The organism is uncultured Psychrobacillus sp. (assembly GCF_938022135.1).
Taxonomy (GTDB): Bacteria; Bacillota; Bacilli; order Bacillales_A; family Planococcaceae; genus Psychrobacillus.
On record NZ_CALIED010000090.1, the window covers coordinates 23,112 to 43,991 of the forward strand.

The following is a 20,880-nucleotide window of genomic DNA, read 5'->3' on the forward strand; positions in this document are numbered from 1 at the left end:
AAAAATATTAAAACAAAAATGCCAAGGGGTTTTCCCTGGCATTTTTGTTTATCTTTTCTTTTTTAACTTAGTTTCACCGTTTAATGATTTAAATAATGATATGACCATGAGTATCATAATAAAAGAGAACGGTAGAGCTGCAATGATGATAGTGTTTTGTAAAGCAGTGAGCCCATTGACCGATAGTAATATAAGCGCAATGGTCGACTGGATTACTCCCCACGTAAGCTTGACACTATTAGGTGGGGTAAGTGACCCATTAGTAGACTGCATACCGAGAACAAATGTTGCAGAGTCCGCTGACGTAATAAAGAACGATGCTATTAACAAAATTGCTACCAAAGAAATAATAAAAGAGAATGGCATGGTATTAAACATCTCGAAAATAGTTAGCTCCGTTGAAAGGCTTGCTAAATCTGCCACGCCTCTTTTTTGTATATCAATAGCTGTTGTTCCGAAAGATGAGAACCAAATTGCACCCAAAAGAGTAGGTACTAGTAATACTCCAATCATAAACTCGCGAATGGTTCTACCTTTAGAAACTCGAGCGATGAACATGCTCACAAATGGAGCCCAGGATATCCACCAAGCCCAGTAAAAGATCGTCCACATATCCAACCAATCTCTATTGGTAGAACTTAATGGAGCCGTTCTAAAGCTCATTTGAATAATATTTGCTAAATAACCACCAAATGAATCCGTGAACATATTTAGAATGAGTAAAGTTGGTCCTAGAACAATTACAAATAGTAAAAGGGCAAGAGCAAGTATTAAGTTTAGATTTGAAAGATACTTAATACCTTTACTCAACCCTGACCATGCAGAGGCCACAAATAAGACAGTAACCACAGAAATAATGATAAATTGTGAAAAGATACCTATTTCAAAACCGAATAAGTAGTTAAGACCTGCGTTAATTTGAACAGCGCCGAAGCCAAGGGAAGTAGCAACTCCAAATGCTGTTGCAAAGACAGCTAGCACATCGACAAGGACACCCCAAGGACCTTCCATTTTTTTGCCGAAGATTGGCTTCAGTGTTGCCGAAATTAACCCCGGTTCCCCTTTACGGAACTGGAAGTAAGCAAGTGTTAAAGCAATTACTCCATACATTGCCCAAACGTGTAATCCCCAATGAAAAAAGGATTGTCGTAATCCTTCTTTAAATGCAGCATCCGTGTTAGGTTCTTCAGTAGCAGGACTAGTTGCGAAGTGAGATAGAGGTTCAGCGGCACCATAAAAGACAAGACCGATTCCCATTCCTGCTGAGAATAGCATGGCTAACCAGGAAATTAAACTGAAATCTGGTCGATCAGTATCCTTACCTAATCGTATCTTCCCGTACGGACTGAAGATAAAAAATATACTAACTAACAACATCACTGACATGAGTAGCATGTAATACCAACCAAATGATGTTGAAACAAACGACTTACCTCGTGTAGTAAGCGCCTCAAAACTTTCCGGAGCTAGTGCTCCATAACCGACCGCTATAATAATAAGGCCGATCGTGATATAAAATACTTTTGAAATATTCTTCATGTTTCCTCCTTTTAAAATCAACTAAGTTAAGTCTATTACTATACTAAGATAAAGTTGTTTAATCAACCCATATGCCCAGAATAACCGTTTTTCAATCAACTTAAACGCTTTTTTTAGGTATTTTATACGATAAAATCTATGAGTATTAATTTGATAAACAGATATTATCCATATTAAACATTATTTGGTAATAATTTTAATGAGTACTAGCATGACCAGACCGAATTGTAGGGGCCGAGATAGTGTCTCTTAAAGTATGGTCCGTATCAAATGAAGCTATTCATAAGCTGCCCATAGCTAAGGAAAATTAAATAAGGATCAAGTCTGTCTTGGTTTTATCTTGCATAATGGCTTACATAAAATTATTCTTTTTTTTTGGTGATTGAGGTGTTTGTCTATTCCTCTTATGATTTCTTGCATTTATTACTATAAGTGCAAGAGGAGGTGAAAAATATGAGTAATCATCATATGTGCCATTCATGCGGGAAGAATATGAGTTGGGGCCAACAATGTGGGTGCAATAGACAGCTACCAGCAGCTGAGCCAATTATTTGCCCACCGCAATATCGCGTTTGTGATTCTTTCATACCAAGAGTTCAGCCAGTCATTCAACCAATTGTAAATGTTAATAGAGAGCATATCGTAAATGTTCCGCAATATTACGTTACAGAATCGAATGAAACAGTGGTAGTACCTGAAGCACAAAATGCTTACCCTGTTAACAATCAGTTTTCAGGTGGATCCCATCGTGGATTTTTCTCTAGATTTCGTTAATTTTTGAACTATAGCGTCGACTTAACCAAGTTTTGTCTATCTTTATCGAATATTGCAAATGCCCTTTATAAAAGGTGCATTTGCTTTTTTATTTTCTCGGTAAAGGAAGAAATGAATTTATTAATTTTTTTTTAATATACTAAACATGTAGCAAAAACGAGATATTGTAATTTTCCGTAAATTTTGATAAAGTTGGTCTTACTAATAGAAAAATAGAGTTAGAATTTGGGGGAGAATGTATTGAAGCTATTTCTTTCGGTTGATATGGAAGGCATAACAGGTCTGCCGGATTACACATTTGTGGAGTCGAACAAGCATAACTATGAAAGAGCAAGACGCATCATGACGCAAGAAGCCAATGCAATTATAGAAGGGGCACTATCTACAGGAGTTAACGAGGTCCTAGTTAATGACAGCCATTCAAAAATGAATAATCTTTTAGTGGAGGAATTACATCCAGAAGCCTCTCTAATAACAGGAGACCTTAAGCCTTATTCGATGGTACAGTCTTTAGACGAAAGTTACATAGGAGCAGTATTTGCGGGATATCATTCTAGAGCAGGACAACCTGGGGTTATGAGCCATTCCATGATTTTTGGAGTTCGTAATATGTACATCAATGACGTAGAGATAGGCGAGCTTGGACTTAATGCATACGTGGCTGGCTATTACGGAGTTCCTGTCATTATGGTTGCTGGAGATGACGGAGCTTGTCGAGAGGCAGAAGCTCTTATACCTGGCATTGTAACAGCTGCTGTAAAGCAGTCTATATCTAGGTCTGCTGTAAAAACATTACATCCTCAAAAATCACAAGCCCTTCTTAAAGAAAAAGTAGCAGAGGCTATTAAAAAAAGAAATCATATTCCACCACTGACACCTCCCGAGCACCCAATATTAAAAATTGAATTTACAAACTACGGACAAGCTGAGTGGGCAGCACTTATGCCTGGCTGTGAAATAATAGAAGGAACAACTATCGTAAAATTTGAAGCAAAAGATATTCTTGAAGCGTATCGTGCGATGCTTGTCATGGTAGAGCTAGCAATGCAAACCAAATTCTGTTAGGAGGAAGCCTGCCGTGACGAAGTATATTATTAAGCGTTTTATGATGATGATAGCAACAATCCTCATCATCGCGACTCTCACATTTGCATTAATGCACACCATACCGGGTTCTCCTTTTGATGGTGAAAGAACTTCGAATCCTACTATTCAAGCAAACTTAGAAAAGTTTTATAAGCTAGACCAGCCTATGTACGTCCAATATTTGAACTATTTGAAGTCAATTGTTACATTCGATTTTGGTCCATCGATTAAAAAACCAAATGAATCAGTCAATGAACTGTTAGCAAGGGGATTTCCAATTTCCTTTGAGTTAGGGATGGCAACTATCCTAGTTGCTTTATTGTCTGGGGTTCTTTTAGGTACATTGGCAGCTCTCCGGCATAACGGTGTTATTGATTATTTGGCTATGACTTTTGCGGTAATTGGTATATCAGTTCCTAACTTTGTTTTAGCTACTTTACTGATTCAGCAAGTGGCAGTAACGTGGGAGTTATTACCGCCAGCCACTTGGAGTAGTCCGTTGCATATGATTCTTCCAACCCTAGCATTGGCCACGGGACCTACGGCAATAATCGCTCGTTTGACTAGATCCAGCATGCTAGAAGTATTGACACAGGATTATATCAAAATGGCAAGAGCTAAAGGACTTTCTCCAGTTAGAATTGTTTTTCGTCATGCCTTAAGAAATGCCTTAATGCCAGTAGTAACCATTATGGGTACGATGTTAGCAGGTATTCTAACAGGTACCTTCGTAATAGAACGCATTTTTGCCATTCCAGGAATGGGAAAATACTTTGTAGAAAGCATTAATAATCGTGATTATCCAGTTATCATGGGAACGACGGTCTTTTATAGTGCATTCTTAGTATTTATGCTGTTCTTAGTAGACATTGTCTATGGCATATTAGATCCACGTATCAAATTACATCGTAAAGAGGGGGATGCTTAATGGTTAAAACACAAGAGACTGTATCCCCAGTAGAAATAAAGGATGAATGGTTTCGTCCAAAAGTAAAAGAAGAGGGAGAAGCCGAATCTGTTGTAAGACCTTCTTTGTCCTATTGGAAGGATGCATGGAGAAGACTAAAGAAAAATAAGCTTGCAATGGGAGGACTGCTCTTTTTAGTTCTTCTCACCCTGTTTGCTATATTTGGTCCGATCTTTTCACCCTATGATATGGATGAAGTAAATTATCCAATGCAAAATCAAGGTCCATCAGCTGAGCATTGGTTCGGTACGGACGAGGCAGGTCGAGATGTTTTTACAAGAACATGGTACGGTGCTAGGGTTTCGTTATTTGTAGGGGTAATGGCTGCATTAATTGATTTCTTTATTGGAATTATTTATGGAGGCTTTAGTGGTTACAAAGGCGGCAGAGCAGATGCGATCATGATGCGTATTATTGAAGTACTTTATGGTCTACCGCATTTACTGGTAGTTATTTTATTGATGGTTGTAATGGGTCCAAGTCTAACAACCATTATAGTGGCGTTAACGGTAACTGGCTGGGTAGGTATGGCTAGGATTGTACGGGGCCAGGTATTACAGATTAAAAATTATGAATTTGTAACTGCATCCAAATCCTTTGGTGCCAAAAGCTCAAGAATCATACGGAAAAACTTATTGCCTAATACGATGGGGCCTATTATTGTCCAAATGACTCTTACTGTACCGAGTGCGATATTTGCAGAGGCATTTCTTAGTTTTTTAGGACTAGGAGTATCTGCACCCGCTGCCAGCTGGGGTGTAATGGCAAATGATGCCTTGCCAGTAATTTTATCTGGCCATTGGTGGAGGTTGTTTTTCCCTGCATTCTTTATCTCTGTGACAATGTTTGCATTTAATGTATTAGGAGATGGCTTACAGGATGCACTTGATCCAAAGCTTAGGAGGTAAGAATGGATGAATGAACATCAATTAGATCATGCAAAGGAACTTGCTCGAGGGAAAGTAGATGAAGTAGCTGCATCCTTACAATCGGGTGACTCTTTAGCTAGGCCTAACGGTAAGAAAGCAAGAAAGAAGATAACGGATGAAAAAATATTACAGGTTAATAACCTACAAGTTTCATTTAAAACGTATGGGGGAGAGGTAGAAGCAGTCAGGGGAGTCAACTTTGATTTATATAAAGGTGAAACATTAGCAATCGTTGGTGAATCTGGCTGTGGTAAGAGTGTGACCTCTAATGCCATCATGGGATTGATACCGGAGCCAGCAGGCAAGATTAAGAATGGAAGTATCTTATTTAAAAACAAAGAGCTTACGAAGCTAAGTAAATCAGAACTCAGAAAGATCCAAGGTATTGATGTATCCATGATTTTTCAAGACCCTATGACAGCCTTAAATCCTACGCTTACTATAGGGGAGCAGTTAACGGAAGGTTTGAGGACACATAAGAAGGTTGGAAAACAAGAGGCTAGGCTAAAGGCAATCGAAATGCTAAACCTGGTAGGCATCCCGAATCCTTCGGAAAGATTAAAACAGTATCCTCACCAATTCTCTGGTGGGATGAGACAGCGTATCGTAATCGCCATTGCTTTAATCTGCGATCCAGAACTGCTTATAGCAGATGAACCTACCACTGCCTTAGACGTAACGATACAAGCACAAATATTGGAGCTCTTTGAAGAAATTCAAAGGAAAACCGATATTTCAATTATTTTAATTACTCATGATTTAGGGGTAGTAGCAAAGATAGCTGATCGCATAGCGGTGATGTATGCAGGTAAAATTGTGGAGATAGGGGATAAAAGAGAAATTTTTTACACTCCACAGCATCCTTATACTCAAGGGCTTCTAAACTCAGTTCCACGTTTGGATTTAATGGATGAGGAGTTGCAGCCAATTGATGGAACACCACCTGACCTTTTCTCACCTCCTACTGGCTGTCCGTTTACTGCACGATGCAAGTTTGCCATGGTAGTATGTGATCATGTGTATCCATTTACAAGTAAGCTATCAGATGCCCATAAGGTAGATTGCTGGCTCCAGGATGACAGAGCAAAGGTTTTACAATTACAAAAGTAAAAAGGATGAGAGCGCGCAAGTGCATTCACATATACAATACAGAGGGGGAAACTAGGATGAAAAAATGGCTTTCATTATTAATTGTGGCTTTGTTTGTTCTTGTGTTAAGCGCGTGTACAGCCAATGAAGAGGCTGGGAAGACACCGACCGAGACTGAGCCGACGACAACAAAGACGGACGAGGGTAAAGAGGAACCTGCTCCAGAGGCAGAAAAAGTACTTAAGCTAAATAATGGCAATGAGCCAACGTCATTTGATCCATCGGTAGGGTTTGATGCAGTATCATGGAGCGCGTTAAACAACCTTATGGAGGGTCTAGTAAGATTAAACAAAGACCATCAAGCTGAAGAGGCTACGGCGGAGAAGATTGATATATCAGAGGATGGGCTAACGTATACATTTACGATTCGTGAAAATGCAAAATGGTCTAATGGAGACCCTGTTGTAGCAGGAGATTTTGTTTATGGATGGTTGCATATGTTAAATCCTGAAACTGCTTCTCCAGCAGCGTTCTTGGCCTATTTTATTGAAGGGGCAGAGGCTTATAACAATGGAGAAGGAGCAGCTGATGCAGTAGCGATTAAAGCTGTTAGTGAGAAAGTATTTGAAGTTAAACTTGCTGCTCCAACTGAAGCATTTTTAAATATTATCACGAACCCAAGCTTCTTCCCGGTCAACGAGAAGGTAGCTACAGAAAATCCTGAATGGTTTACAGAAGCAGAATCATTTGTTGGGAATGGTCCTTTTAAATTGGCTAGTTGGGATCATGATGTAAGCTTCACTTTTGAGAAAAATGAAAGCTATTGGGATGCCGATACGGTTAAGTTAGACAAAGTCGAGTGGGCAATGATTGATGATTCCAATACAGAGTATCAAATGTATTCAACAGGAGATTTAGACGTTTCTGGTGTTCCTGCAGAGCTTGCAGACCAATTAAAAGATGATCCTGAGTTAAAAAACGAAGACCAAGCAGGTCTGTATTTCTTCCGCTATAACGTTTCAATGGAACCATTTACAAACAAAAAAATTCGCCAAGCATTTGGGATGGCTGTTGACCAACAAGAAATCGTAGAATTCGTTACGAAAAATGGAGAGAAACCTGCTGAGGGATTTGTACCGTACGGATTTAAAGGTCCTGATGGCAAGGAATTTAGAGAGACTGCAGGAAAGCTAATACAGCATGATGCGGAAAAAGCAAAAGCACTTTTAGCAGAAGGCATGAAAGAAGAAGGTTACACTGAACTACCTCAAGTAACGTTAACTTATTCTACAAGTGATACACACAAGAAAATTGCAGAGGCACTTCAAAGTAAATTTAAGGAAGTTCTAGGAGTAGAAGTAGCACTACAAAATGTAGAGGCTAGCGTATTTGCTTCTGAGCAAAAAGAGTTCAAATACATGTTATCACGCTCTTCCTTCTTATTTGACTATGCTGATCCTGTAAACGCATTAGAAAGCTTTATAACTGGTTCTTCTATGAATCGTACTACTTGGTCTAGTCCAGAGTTCGATAAAATGATTGCTGATATTAAAAATGAAACAGATGAGCAAAAACGTTGGGATATGCTAATAGAGGCTGACAAATTCTTAATGGAAGAAATGCCTGTTATTCCAGTCCACTATTACAACCAAGTAACACTGGAGAAATCGAATGTTAAAGGTATTGTAAGACATCCAGTTGGATACATGGATTTAAAATGGGCAGATAAGGAATAAAGCATTTTTTCCCCCACAAAAGATGCGGCACTTTTGCAAGTGCCGCCCTTTTCTTTAAAAACAAAGGAGATTATACATATGAAAATAAAACCAAATAGATTGAAAAAAGGGGATACAATTGGAATTATTGCTCCAGCTAGTCCTCCTAACTTAGATCAACTGAAACGCTCCCTATCGTTTTTAGAGGAATTAGGATTATCTTATAGGATGGGAAAAAGTGTAGAGCAAGTTAACGGGTATTTAGCGGGCACAGACGAAGAGCGACTAGAGGATTTACATGAGATGTTCGCAGACCCTAACATCAACGGAATAATTTGTGCTGGCGGAGGATATGGTGCTGCAAGGTATGCAGACCAAATCGATTATCAATTAATGAATGAAAATCCGAAAATTTTTTGGGGTTATTCAGACATCACTTATTTACATAGTGCAATGAATTTATATTCGGATATTGTCACATTCCATGGTCCCATGTTAGCTTCAGACGTGGGTAAAAGCACATTTAATGAGCTATCCAAAAAAATGTTTTATCAGCTGTTTCAGCCAATAGAGTTACATTACACAGAGGATATATCTCCTTTATCCATAGTTGCTCCTGGGGTAGCCAGAGGGGAGCTGGTTGGTGGAAATCTCTCTCTTCTTGCAAGCGGAATTGGGACCAAATATGAAGTGGATACCAATCGTAAGCTTCTGCTAATAGAGGACATTGGAGAAGAGCCATATAAGGTAGACGGAATGCTAAATCAGCTACGTTTAGCTGGCAAGCTAGATGCAGCTGCTGGATTCGTCATTGGAGACTTCTGTGACGCGGAGCCAAGGAGAGGTAAAAAATCTCTTACAATGGATGAGGTTTTTGACCATTACTTAGGGAACTTAGGTAAACCAGCAATAAAAGGTTTTCTTATCGGACACTGTCAGCCTCACTTTGCGATTCCATTAGGAGTAGACGGCATGTTAAATACAGAGAGCCTAACGTTATCTATATTACCAGGAGTAGAGTAGGAGGAATTTAGGGTGAAAATACAAGCTATTGAAACGTTTTATGTTGCTGTTCCACTGACTAAACCTTTCAAAACAGCATTACGTACAGTTACCACTGCTTTTTCCGTTGTCGTGAAGGTAACCTCTGATGAAGGAAAAGTAGGTTACGGAGAGGCACCACCTACTCATGTGATCACTGGTGAGTCATTAGAAAGTATCCAATACGCTATAAATGAAATTATTTCTCCGCAGCTAATCGGACTTTCTTTACTAGAAAAGGAGATAATCTTTCAGAAGCTCCATAAAGCACTTGTTAGAAATACGAGTGCGAAAGCTGCAGTTGACATGGCAATCTTTGACCTTTTAGGCCAATATGCTGAGCTACCACTTTATCAATATTTAGGAGGCTATCGAAATAGCCTTACAACCGATTTTACTGTGAGTGTCAATGAACCAGCTGAGATGGCAGAGGATGCTGAACGCTACGTAAGAGAAGGGTTTCAAATACTCAAAGTAAAGGTTGGAATAGGCACGATACAAGAGGATATTGAACGTATTGAGGCTATTAGGAGGCGAGTAGGAAAAGATATTAAAATAAGGCTCGATGCCAATCAGGGATGGAATGCAAAAGAAGCCGTACGCGCTATAGGTACTATGGAAGACACTGGGCTTAATATTGAGTTTGTCGAACAGCCAGTTCCTGCTGAGGATCTAGAAGGCTTAAAATACGTAACTGAACGAACGGCAACCCCTATTATGGCAGATGAGAGTGTTTTCTCGATTTATGATGCTAAGCGTGTATTAGAAATGCGGGCTGCAGACTTAATTAATATTAAATTAATGAAATCTGGTGGCATTTATCAGGCATTAAAGATTAATACATTGGCAGAGGCAAATGATATCACATGTATGGTAGGGAGTATGATTGAAACTAAAATAGGAATAACAGCAGCAGCTCATTTGGCAGCGAGTCAGCCTAATATCCTTTTTTATGATTTTGATGCCCCTTTAATGCTGGCGGAGGACATTGTTACAGGTGGTATCATCTACCAAGCTAGCACGATGACCTTTTCGAAATCCTATGGGCTAGGCATTGCAAGCGTTAAAATAGGGGAGGGACAAAAATGACAATAGAAAAAAGTTATTGGGCTTGTTCAGTAAAGGTTGCGACGGTCTGGACAGAGCCGGCTTCCGCTCGGGAAGTAGATGGTCCTGGAATATCCAATCCTGTACTGCTTGTTGAATGGCTAGAAGCTTTGCCATACAAGGAGCGACTAGCCCTTTGTGATGAGAACCGTGTTCAAACTCAGCTTCTTTATGGAGAGCCAGTTATTGTGGATGAGATAAAGGACGATTGGGCTAAAATAATTGCAGTCTGGCAGCCCTCTAAAAAAGACGAAAGGGGCTATCCGGGTTGGGTGCCATTGGCTCAATTGAAAGAAATAGTAGAGGCTGGCAACAAAGGAATTGTTCGAGTAAAGGGTACAAGAACCCAGTTATGGGATACGGAAGAAAAACCATTACTGATTCTACCTTTTAATACAATTCTACCTGTTCTAGCGGAAACGGATGATTTCTATAAGGTTCGAGCACCACATGGAGAAGGGCTGCTCCGAAAAGAAAATGTGCAATATGCTGCATCTAAGGAACAATTACCAAAACTCCCACTAGAGGAAACTGTGAGGCTGGGGGAAGCCTACTTAGACTTACCATATCTATGGGGAGGGATGTCTCCATATGGCTTTGATTGCTCAGGATTTTCATACAACATGTTAAAGGCGTGTGGCTATTTTATCCCACGCGATGCAAGTGATCAGGCGAGAGAAGGTATAGAGGTCTCTAAGGATGAACCTTCTTCATGGAAAAAGGGAGACTTGCTATTTTTTGCAAATGACGAAGGCACAGGCTCAGTTCGTCATGTTGGATTTTACTATGGGAATGGTCAATTATTACATTCACCTTCAACAGGGAAGTCAGTGGAAATTTTAGTATTAGAAGGCTCCAAGCTACAAAAAGAGATATGTGCTGTGAGAAGATATGCCGTTTAGGGGGGAAAGATATGACGGAGAATGTACTATTATCTGTAAAGGATTTAAAGAGACATTTTGATATTGGTCAAGGTAGCACTTTAAAGGCAGTGGATGGGATTAGCTTTGACATTCTCAAGGGAGAAACATTTGGCTTAGTAGGGGAATCGGGCTGTGGTAAATCTACCGCTGGACGTACTATCCTAGGTCTGTATAACCGGACTGAGGGAGATGTGCTATTCGAACAAAAGAATGTACATGAAATGAATGATAAAGAACGCAAAGACTATTTGAAGAAAATGCAAATGATTTTCCAAGATCCCTACGCATCTCTAAATCCTAGGTCCACAGTCCTCGAAATTATTGCAGAGCCTATCGAAATTCATAAATTATATAGCTCTAAAAAAGAGGTTAGAGAAAGAGTTTATGAGCTGTTAGAAGATGTCGGACTAAATCGAGATCATGCTAATAGGTATCCACATGAATTCTCAGGCGGACAAAGACAACGTATAGGAATTGCGCGAGCCCTGGCATTAGATCCAGAATTTATCATAGCAGATGAGCCAATATCTGCATTGGACGTTTCTGTACAAGCTCAAGTAGTAAAATTGTTACAGCGTCTTCAAAAGGAAAAAGGGTTAACCTACTTATTTATCGCTCATGATCTATCTATGGTTAAATATATTTCTGATCGTATTGGTGTAATGTATTTAGGGCATATGGTTGAACTAACAACAAGTAGTCAGCTTTATGAAAGCCCATTACATCCTTATACGCAGGCATTGTTGTCGGCAATTCCAATTCCAGATCCTGATATTGAGGAATCCCGTCAACGGATTATCCTACAAGGCGAGCTACCAAGTCCGATCAATCCACCATCGGGTTGTGTATTTCGGACAAGATGCCCTCACGCGATGTCTATATGTGCAGAGAAAAAGCCAATTTGGCAAGAGCAGGAACCAGGCCATTTTGTTGCCTGTCATCTTTATAATTAATATGGGATTACACCAATCTAATTAAAGTGGATTGGTGTTTTTTATTTTTTGAATTGTTCGCTTAGAAGGTAAACAAATTAATTAGATTTTTATAGAACTTATTTAAGTTTGAGACGTATAACTTAATAGGGACAAAATTAGTGATAAGGAAGGTGAGTTAATTTGGAACAAAAAACAATAGTAAGGTTACAAAATCTTTCTAAAATAATTGGGAAAAAGAAAATTATCGACGACCTGACATTAGACTTGTATTCTGGGCAAATAACAGGATTCTTAGGGCCGAATGGAGCAGGGAAAACAACAACTATACGGATGATGACTGGTCTTATGAAGCCAACATCGGGAGAGGTATTTATAGAAGGCAAGCCTTTGTCCGAGGATTTTGAGGGGTCCATGAGCAAGGTAGGGGTAATTGTAGAGAACCCTGAAATGTATAAGTTTATGAGCGGATATAAAAATCTCGTTCATTTTGCTCGAATGAATAAGAACATCACCAAAGAACGTATTGATGAAGTAATTGCTCAGGTGGGACTTCAAAAGCGTATTCACGAAAAGGTATCCACCTATTCTTTAGGAATGAGACAGCGTCTTGGCCTAGCACAGGCTATCCTACATAAGCCTAAATTTCTTATTTTAGACGAGCCCACAAACGGGTTAGATCCTGCAGGGATTCGGGAATTCCGCACATACTTAAAAAAGATCGCAGTAGAAGATGGTGTTGCTATCTTTGTTTCAAGTCATTTGCTCGCAGAGATAGAATTAATGTGTGATAGAATTGCCGTTATTCAAAATGGGAAGCTCTTATCTATTCAAGAGGTAAATGAACAGCAAAAATCTTATTATTACATCGAAGCATCTGAACTAGAAAAAGTAGTAGATTTCTTTAAACATAAAGAGATTACAATGGAGGCTCAAGGAAGTGGTTTTATAATCCCACTTAATAAAGAGGAAGTGCCTGCATTAGTTGCAGAGATGATTGCGAATGGCCTACAAATCTATTCCATCACTCCAAATAGAAAAACATTAGAAGATCAATTCTTAGAAATTACAGGAGGTGGACAAATTGCTGAATCTCGTACGAAATGAGTGGTTAAAACTATGGAGTAAAAAAGCAACCTGGATCATGGCTATACTGCTCGTATTGGTAATGCTTGGTTCTGCGGGCTTTGTGAAATGGATGAATTCCTTAGAAGTAGGACAGGACGATTCAGGAGAAACTATAACAGTGAGCCAGATGACGGCCGTTGCGGAGGAACCTGAAATAACTAAATATAGATTGGATAATGAACTGCCACCAATTATAGATGATAGTGCACAAGGCTTTATCACCGGCCTTCCTAGTATGATGTCAGTTGTTACATTACTTACAGTAGTTGTTGCCGGTGGTATTGTAGCTTCTGAGTTTTCTCAAGGAACGATTAAAATGTTATTAACAAGACCAGTAAAGCGTTGGAAGATCCTTACGTCTAAACTGTTAACGGTTGGTTTATTTGCAGTAGCAATGACTGGTATTCTTCTTATTTCAGGCATCATTTTTGGCTATATATTCTTTGATAATGTACCAGGAACCCAGTTAGAGTTAGTAGACGGAGCTGTAGTTGAAGTTTCATTCTGGGGTAGATTGTTACTGTTAACTGCTTTATCGCTAATCAATGTATTAGTGATTGGAACGTTGGCCTTTATGATTGGCTCTGTTTTCCGTTCGAGCTCATTGGCAATAGGAATATCTATTTTCTTGATGTTTACAGGAGTACAAGTTACAGGAGTTCTTGCGGCGCTGAAAATCGAGGCTTCGAAATATATTTTATTTGCTAATACAAATTTGGGGCAATACATTGGCGCAAATGATCCCTCAATAGAGGGAATGACGATGGCCTTCTCTATTGTCGTAATTCTTATTTACCTTGCAGTTTTCCTTGTGACGAGCTACTGGTCATTTACAAAACGTGATGTAACGGCATAATTGCCTATTGCATATTTCAAAAACTTGTAGTATTCTGAATTTAACTTAAAGAAAGAGGTGAGGCATTATGGCTATTGTATATAATTCGATTCGAATCAGTAAGTTCATGATGTCTTACCCTGTTATTTTCTAAAATGTAGGCGGAATAGGTATTAGTTTGATTGTATACAGACAATCGAGCTTATTTCTTCATACTTTTTGAAATTTCTTTACTAATGAACGGGAGACCATGATTGCTGATTCGAGCAATCATGGTTTTTTTGTTGCCCAGTAATTCGCTTAATATAATGGCGATTCAAATATTTTAATGGGAAAATTAGGAGGAAATTGAAATTGAATTTAATCGAACATTATGGATGGAATAGTAAATGGGAAGAAAAGATGTCGAACAAAGGATTAGTAGGTCGAGTTTTACTCGAACATAAGCATTCTTATCGAGTAATTACGAATGAAGGTGAGTGGCTTTGCTCTCTTTCGGGTAGATTTAAGTTTGATCACAACCGTGAAGCCTACCCAGCCGTAGGAGATTGGGTGGTTTTAGAGCAGATGCCCGGAGAAGATAAAGGTATTATTCAACAGGTTTTACCGAGACAATCCCAATTCTCGAGAAAAGTGGCAGGTACAACAACAGAAATCCAATTGGTAGCAGTGAATGTAGACTATGTATTTTTAGTGATGTCACTCAACCATGATTTTAATATAAGAAGGTTAGAACGCTATCTACTTGCAGCTTGGGATTCTGGTGCTACACCTGTCGTGGTACTAACGAAAAAAGACGCTTGTGAACAGGTGGATTATTTCATCAGTGAAGTCGAAATGATTGCATTTGGCGTAAATGTATTCGCTGTATCTAGTGTCACGGGAGAGGGAATAGATGACTTAGCCGCTCTCCTAGTCAACGGTAAAACGGGGGCCTTACTAGGTTCTTCAGGCGTAGGGAAATCCTCTTTGATCAATGCTCTATCTGGTGAGGATGTAATGGAGGTTAGCGATATTCGAGCGGATGACAGTAAAGGACGTCATACAACCACTCATAGAGAGCTTTCCTTATTACCTGGTGGGGGACTATTAATTGATACCCCGGGAATGAGAGAGTTCCAGCTCTGGGATTCTAGCGAAGGTATTAGCAACAGTTTTCAGGATATCGAAGAACTTGCTATCGAATGCAGATTTAGAGACTGCCAGCATAAAAAAGAGCCGGGCTGCGCCATTCAAGAAGCCATTCAAACTGGTTTACTAAAAGAGGATAGATATGTAAGCTATGTAAAATTATTGCGTGAGCTTGCTCATATCGAGCGTAAAAACAACTTAGCTGCTCAAAAAACAGAACGTGATAAATGGAAGCAAGTATCGAAGATCCAAAAAACCAATAAGAGAAGAAAAGTTTAATAGAGGTGCATATGATTCGATTAATTGATCACCAAAAGCATTCTATAGCAGAGGAAATGCTCGAAATACAGCTTCCGGCTTACCGCAAGGAAGCAGAGATCATCGGTTTTGAAGGCATACCACAGCTTAAGGAAACAATCGAGGATATTAAAGTATCTAAAGAGATTTTTATAGGAAAGTATCATATGGAGAAGCTACTTGGTTTTATCTCCTATGAATATGAGGGAGACGTACTAAGTATTTGTAGGTTAGTTGTCCACCCAAATTATTTTAGAAAAGGGATAGCTTCTGAGTTGCTCCAGCATGTTTTGAGCACTACTTCAAAAGCTGTAAGTATAATAGTTTCTACCGGCGCAAAAAATTTACCAGCTCTTGCTTTGTATGAAAGACATCACTTTTTCAAAGTACAAGATATTGAGGTAGAGCCAACAATTTTTATTACGCAGCTTAAATACAATTCACAAATATAAGAATATAAGTTTTCATTTTGATACACCCTAAAACTACTGACAATAAATGTTGGTAGTTTTTTTGTTTCTTTTATGCTAGGCAAATGAATTGCACAACCAAAAAATTCATTATATAATATAGTCAAAGATAGTCAAAGTCAGTTTTTGTGAGAAGAGGTGAGAGAAGATGAAAAATATATCTGACATTATTGAAGGTTATTTGAAGGCAATTATCGAACAAGAAAGTAGAGGGCAAATTGAAATCAAAAGAAGCGAGATCGCAGAAAAATTTCAATGTGTACCTTCACAAATAAATTATGTAATAAACACCCGATTCACACTGGATCGTGGATATTTGGTGGAAAGTAAACGTGGTGGTGGTGGGTATATTCGAATTCTCCGCGTTCGAGCCCACACAAAAGCTGAATTAATTGAGCATATAATACAAAGTCTGGAAGCAGGAGCATCTGCATCCACTACAGAGGATATTGTTTTTCGTTTATTGGATGAAGAGGTTATTACGAAAAGAGAGGCGAAGATAATTTTAGCAGCTCTAGACAGAACAACTTTAGCCATCCCACTACCAGCAAGAGATGAGCTACGAGCACGTATACTATGTGCCATGCTTTTAACACTAAAATATGAAAAAAGTGAAAATTGAACGGGGTGTTGATAAGGTGATTTGTGAAAATTGTAAACAACGGCCAGCTAAAGTGACGGTTACACAAGTGCATAACGGAGAACACTTTGAAAGACATTATTGTGAGGTCTGTGCCAATAGCCTCCACCCGTTTTATGTTGAATACAAACAAGACCCATTATCTCTTCATCAGCTTCTATCTAATTGGTTTAACCAAGCAGATCAGATAGTTCAACAAAAACAACAAAAAACACTTGAATGTGATGAATGTGGTTGGTCTATTGAGAGATTTCTAGAAGAAGGTAAGTTTGGATGTGCATCATGCTACGAAAGCTTCCGTCCTCATTTACCTCAAGCCCTAAAACGTCTACACAATGGTAACACTACACATATTGGAAAAGCACCAGGGCGACTTGGTGAAAAAATAGCTTTAAAGAAACGAATTGAAGCAATTAGGGCTCAAATGAAGCAGGCAGTTGAGCAAGAGCAATTTGAAGATGCCGCGAAGTTAAGAGACGAAGTTAAAGACCTTGAAAAACAACTTGCCGGAGGAGGTGACGATTCACATGTCGATTGAGAACTTTTTAGATAATTCCAGATCTAGTTGGATGGAAGGGGAAGGAGAACATTCTGACATCGTGATGAGCACCAGAATTCGCTTGGCGAGAAACCTTAATGGTTTTCGCTTCCCTCTAGCATTTACAGAGGACGAAGCGCATAAAATTGACCAATCTGTATCCTCCACACTGTTAGATGCAGATGAAGAATTACAGAAAAATTTTACATCTGTGCATATTAAAGATGTATCTGAGCTAGGGCGTCAAGTCTTGGTTGAAAAACATTTAATAAGTCCTAAGCTCGCAAATTCACCAAATACGGGATCTGTCCTTTTATCAGAAGATGAGTCTGTTAGTGTCATGGTGAATGAAGAGGACCATATTCGAATTCAATGCCTATTTCCAGGACTCCAAATCCAACAAGCTTACGAACGGGCAGATACAATAGATCGTTTATTAGAAAAGGAATTACCATATGCATTTGACGAACAGTTTGGTTATTTGACAAGCTGCCCTACAAACACTGGAACAGGACTTAGAGCATCTGTCATGATGCACTTACCTGCTTTAACAAAAACAAAGCAAATGAATCGAATCGTAACCATTATTTCTCGGCTTGGTATGGTCGTAAGAGGAATATATGGAGAGGGTAGTGAAGCGCTCGGCAATGTTTATCAGGTATCAAATCAAACGACACTTGGTAAGACTGAGGAAGATATACTTGCTGATCTTCAAAGTATAGCAGAACAAATTATTCAAAAAGAAAGAGAAGCAAGAGACGCACTTTTACAGCACTCCCCAAATACATTGGAGGATCGTCTTTACCGTTCACTAGGAACCTTATCCTATGCTCGTCTAATGACCACAGAGGAGGCGGCAAGATGTCTGTCTGATGTGCGTTTAGGAATAGATATTGGACTTATTAAGGATATAGATATGTCCATCCTAAATGAATGTATGATCTTTATGCAGCCTGGTTTTTTACAAAAGTACGCTGGCACTACTTTAAATGCCACGGAGCGTGACATGTTTCGAGCTAAGCTGTTAAGGGAACGTTTGCAAAAAGGAGAAAAAGATAATACAAAAGGAGAGGAACCTGCATGATGTTTAATCGATTTACGCAAAGATCGCAAAAAGTTTTACAATTAGCTCAAGAAGAGGCTATTCGTTTAAAGCATGAATCTATTGGAACAGAACATATTTTACTCGGTCTTATCCGTGAAGGTAGCGGAATTGCCGCAAAAGCATTAGAAGCAATAGAAGTAGATCCAAAAGTGATAGAGGCAGGGATCGAGGAGCTGGTTGGAACTGGAGCAGAGGAAGTTGGTCCGATTGTTCACTATACGCCTCGTGCTAAGAAAGTCATTGAGCTGTCAGTAGATGAATCAAGAAAACTAGGTCACTCATACATTGGAACAGAACATTTACTTCTTGCTTTAATTCGTGAAGGAGAAGGAGTAGCAGCAAGAGTATTGAACAATGCAGGTGTAAGCTTGAACAAGGCGCGTCAGCAAGTGCTTCAATTATTAGGAAGTTCCGATCAATCTCATAGCAATAGTAATAACAACGGAGTCGCTCCTGCTAGTACACCGACATTAGACGGGTTAGCACGCGATTTAACACAAATTGCAAGAGAAGGTACGCTAGATCCTGTAATAGGGCGTAGCAAGGAAATCACACGTGTTATTGAAATATTAGCTCGTCGTACGAAAAATAATCCGGTCCTAATTGGGGAGCCAGGTGTAGGTAAGACTGCTATTGCAGAAGGTCTTGCACAACAAATCGTACAAAATGAGGTTCCTGAAATTTTAAGAGATAAACGTGTAATGACTTTAGATATGGGTACTGTTGTAGCGGGTACTAAATATCGTGGTGAATTTGAAGACCGTCTGAAAAAAGTGATGGATGAAATTCGCCAAGCAGGAAATGTTATTCTTTTCATTGATGAACTTCATACGTTAATCGGTGCAGGTGGAGCAGAGGGGGCAATTGATGCTTCTAATATCTTGAAACCGGCACTGGCTCGAGGAGAAATTCAATGTATCGGTGCTACTACATTAGACGAATATCGCAAATACATTGAAAAAGATGCTGCGCTTGAACGTCGCTTCCAACCAATCCAAGTTGATGAGCCTTCTTCTGAGGAAGCTGTACAAATTATTTATGGGTTACGCGATCGTTATGAAGCACATCACCGTGTGAAAATTACGGATGAAGCAGTAGAAGCGGCAGTTAAAATGTCTGATCGTTACATTTCAGATCGTTTCTTGCCTGATAAAGCAATAGATTTAATTGATGAGGCAGGTTCTAAGGTTCGCCTTCGTTCCTATACAACTCCTCCTAATTTAAAAGAATTAGAAACGAAGCTAGAGGCTGTTCGCTCTGAGAAAAATGCAGCTGTGCAAAGCCAGGAATTTGAGAAGGCAGCTTCTTTCCGAGATAAAGAACAAAAGATTAAAGATAAATTAGAAACTATGAAAAATACTTGGAAAGAAAAACAAGGAAAAGAAGAGTCAGAGGTTACAGTCGAGGATATCGCTGCTGTCGTTTCGATGTGGACTGGAATTCCTGTTTCCAAGTTAGCTCAAACAGAGTCCGAGAAGTTGTTAAAGCTAGAGGATAAATTACATGAACGTGTAATCGGACAAAAAGAAGCGGTAGATGCTATTTCTCGTGCTATCCGACGAGCTCGAGCGGGCTTAAAAGATCCGAAGCGACCAATTGGTTCATTTATCTTCTTAGGACCTACAGGAGTAGGTAAAACGGAGTTAGCTCGTGCTTTAGCAGAGGTAATGTTTGGAGACGAGGACGCGATGATCCGAGTAGACATGTCTGAGTACATGGAAAAACATTCTACTTCTCGTTTAGTAGGTTCACCTCCGGGGTATGTTGGCTTTGATGATGGTGGTCAGTTGACTGAAAAAGTTCGCCGTAAACCGTATTCTGTAATTTTATTAGATGAAATTGAAAAAGCACATCCAGACGTATTCAATATACTTTTACAAGTATTAGAGGATGGTCGATTAACTGATTCGAAAGGTCGCACAGTCGACTTCCGCAATACAGTAGTGATTATGACATCTAATGTTGGAGCAGATGCACTTAAGTATAATAAACATGTAGGGTTTAACTTACAAGAAGCAGGAAAAACGGATTATAAAGATATGAAAGGAAAAATGCTGGAAGAATTGAAGAAAGCCTTCCGTCCTGAATTCTTAAACCGTTTAGATGAAATGATTGTATTCCACTCATTAGAGAAGGAACACTTAAAACAAATTGTGACATTAATGACAGAGCAGCTAGCGAAGCGTTTAAAAGAACAAGGAATAGAGCTAGTACTTACTGAAGCTGCTCAAGATAAAATTACTACAGAAGGCTACGATCCAACATATGGAGCACGTCCGTTGCGCCGTGCATTACAAAAGCATGTGGAAGATCGTCTTTCAGAGGAACTGTTAAAAGGTGAAGTCTTAACGGGTCAGCGTGTAGTATTTGATGTAGAAAATGACGAATTTGTTGTTCGAACAACAGAGCCTGTCACAGAAAGTTAATAATATAGGCATTCCGAGATCACCGGAATGCCTTTTTTTACATAGTGCAACTAAGAGTATGTGAGGTGGCTGAAGAACTGCCTCCTCGCTTTTCTCCATGTGCCTGTCGGGGCAGAACAGGCACTTGCGCTTTTCAAGATGTCTAGCTCCAGTGCCTTGCCCCTCGGGGTCAAATGGGAAAATACTGCTCCTGCGCGAGCTCGTCGCA

At 39.4% G+C, this 20,880-nt stretch carries 19 protein-coding genes; 18 read left to right on the forward strand and 1 reads right to left on the reverse strand.

What is annotated here, in order from left to right; genetic code table 11:
- Positions 1 to 48: 48 nt before the first annotated feature.
- On the reverse strand, positions 49 to 1,539 hold the full coding sequence (locus Q0371_RS18630) for a BCCT family transporter (protein WP_169359411.1): 1,491 nt from the start codon (positions 1,537 to 1,539) through the stop codon (positions 49 to 51).
- A gap of 453 nt (positions 1,540 to 1,992) precedes the next feature.
- Here Q0371_RS18630 and Q0371_RS18635 point away from each other — a divergent pair, with 453 nt between their 5' ends.
- From Q0371_RS18635 to Q0371_RS18720, 18 genes are all read left to right on the forward strand, one after another.
- On the forward strand, positions 1,993 to 2,313 hold the full coding sequence (locus tag Q0371_RS18635) for a hypothetical protein (protein ID WP_169359337.1): 321 nt from the start codon (positions 1,993 to 1,995) through the stop codon (positions 2,311 to 2,313).
- Between the two features lie 240 nt (positions 2,314 to 2,553).
- On the forward strand, positions 2,554 to 3,378 hold the full coding sequence (locus Q0371_RS18640) for a M55 family metallopeptidase (protein ID WP_169359410.1): 825 nt from the start codon (positions 2,554 to 2,556) through the stop codon (positions 3,376 to 3,378).
- A 13-nt stretch (positions 3,379 to 3,391) separates the two neighbouring features.
- Entirely contained in the window at positions 3,392 to 4,327 is a 936-nt protein-coding gene (locus tag Q0371_RS18645; protein WP_169359409.1) for an ABC transporter permease, read from the forward strand.
- Positions 4,327 to 5,274: an ABC transporter permease gene (locus tag Q0371_RS18650; protein ID WP_169359408.1), complete on the forward strand. Its 948-nt coding sequence runs from the start codon at positions 4,327 to 4,329 to the stop codon at positions 5,272 to 5,274. The genes Q0371_RS18645 and Q0371_RS18650 overlap by 1 nt, the downstream gene beginning before the upstream one ends.
- A 6-nt stretch (positions 5,275 to 5,280) precedes the next feature.
- Positions 5,281 to 6,405: an ABC transporter ATP-binding protein gene (locus Q0371_RS18655; RefSeq protein ID WP_298474050.1), complete on the forward strand. Its 1,125-nt coding sequence runs from the start codon at positions 5,281 to 5,283 to the stop codon at positions 6,403 to 6,405.
- A 56-nt stretch (positions 6,406 to 6,461) separates the two neighbouring features.
- Positions 6,462 to 8,120 carry a peptide ABC transporter substrate-binding protein gene (locus tag Q0371_RS18660; protein ID WP_298474053.1) on the forward strand — a complete coding sequence of 553 codons (1,659 nt, stop codon included), beginning with the start codon at positions 6,462 to 6,464 and terminating at the stop codon, positions 8,118 to 8,120.
- Between the two features lie 78 nt (positions 8,121 to 8,198).
- A complete protein-coding gene (locus Q0371_RS18665) occupies positions 8,199 to 9,122 on the forward strand; it encodes an LD-carboxypeptidase (protein WP_298474056.1) in 924 nt (307 codons plus the stop codon).
- A gap of 12 nt (positions 9,123 to 9,134) precedes the next feature.
- The gene (locus tag Q0371_RS18670; RefSeq protein ID WP_298474059.1) at positions 9,135 to 10,229 is read left to right on the forward strand and encodes a mandelate racemase/muconate lactonizing enzyme family protein; all 1,095 of its coding nucleotides are present in this window, start codon (positions 9,135 to 9,137) and stop codon (positions 10,227 to 10,229) included.
- Positions 10,226 to 11,149, forward strand: a complete 924-nt coding sequence (locus Q0371_RS18675) for a C40 family peptidase (RefSeq protein WP_298474061.1) — start codon at positions 10,226 to 10,228, stop codon at positions 11,147 to 11,149. Before Q0371_RS18670 ends, Q0371_RS18675 begins: the two co-directional genes overlap by 4 nt.
- 11 nt (positions 11,150 to 11,160) lie before the next feature.
- The gene (locus Q0371_RS18680; RefSeq protein ID WP_169359402.1) at positions 11,161 to 12,123 is read left to right on the forward strand and encodes an oligopeptide/dipeptide ABC transporter ATP-binding protein; all 963 of its coding nucleotides are present in this window, start codon (positions 11,161 to 11,163) and stop codon (positions 12,121 to 12,123) included.
- Positions 12,124 to 12,285: 162 nt separating this feature from the next.
- Entirely contained in the window at positions 12,286 to 13,209 is a 924-nt protein-coding gene (locus Q0371_RS18685; protein WP_169359401.1) for an ABC transporter ATP-binding protein, read from the forward strand.
- The gene (locus Q0371_RS18690) at positions 13,178 to 14,086 is read left to right on the forward strand and encodes an ABC transporter permease subunit (RefSeq protein ID WP_298474065.1); all 909 of its coding nucleotides are present in this window, start codon (positions 13,178 to 13,180) and stop codon (positions 14,084 to 14,086) included. The genes Q0371_RS18685 and Q0371_RS18690 overlap by 32 nt, the downstream gene beginning before the upstream one ends.
- A 327-nt stretch (positions 14,087 to 14,413) precedes the next feature.
- Entirely contained in the window at positions 14,414 to 15,475 is a 1,062-nt protein-coding gene (rsgA, locus tag Q0371_RS18695) for a ribosome small subunit-dependent GTPase A (protein WP_366518632.1), read from the forward strand.
- Positions 15,476 to 15,486: 11 nt separating this feature from the next.
- Positions 15,487 to 15,945: a GNAT family N-acetyltransferase gene (locus Q0371_RS18700; RefSeq protein ID WP_298474071.1), complete on the forward strand. Its 459-nt coding sequence runs from the start codon at positions 15,487 to 15,489 to the stop codon at positions 15,943 to 15,945.
- A gap of 166 nt (positions 15,946 to 16,111) precedes the next feature.
- Complete coding sequence (locus Q0371_RS18705) at positions 16,112 to 16,585, forward strand: CtsR family transcriptional regulator (RefSeq protein ID WP_169359399.1); 474 nt, start codon at positions 16,112 to 16,114, stop codon at positions 16,583 to 16,585.
- A 16-nt stretch (positions 16,586 to 16,601) separates the two neighbouring features.
- Positions 16,602 to 17,141, forward strand: coding sequence for a UvrB/UvrC motif-containing protein (locus Q0371_RS18710; RefSeq protein WP_169359398.1), 540 nt, complete (start codon positions 16,602 to 16,604; stop codon positions 17,139 to 17,141).
- Positions 17,131 to 18,225 (forward strand): protein arginine kinase, encoded by a 1,095-nt coding sequence (locus tag Q0371_RS18715; RefSeq protein WP_298474074.1) that lies wholly within the window; start codon positions 17,131 to 17,133, stop codon positions 18,223 to 18,225. Before Q0371_RS18710 ends, Q0371_RS18715 begins: the two co-directional genes overlap by 11 nt.
- Positions 18,222 to 20,672: an ATP-dependent Clp protease ATP-binding subunit gene (locus tag Q0371_RS18720; protein ID WP_169359396.1), complete on the forward strand. Its 2,451-nt coding sequence runs from the start codon at positions 18,222 to 18,224 to the stop codon at positions 20,670 to 20,672. The genes Q0371_RS18715 and Q0371_RS18720 overlap by 4 nt, the downstream gene beginning before the upstream one ends.
- Positions 20,673 to 20,880: the final 208 nt, after the last annotated feature.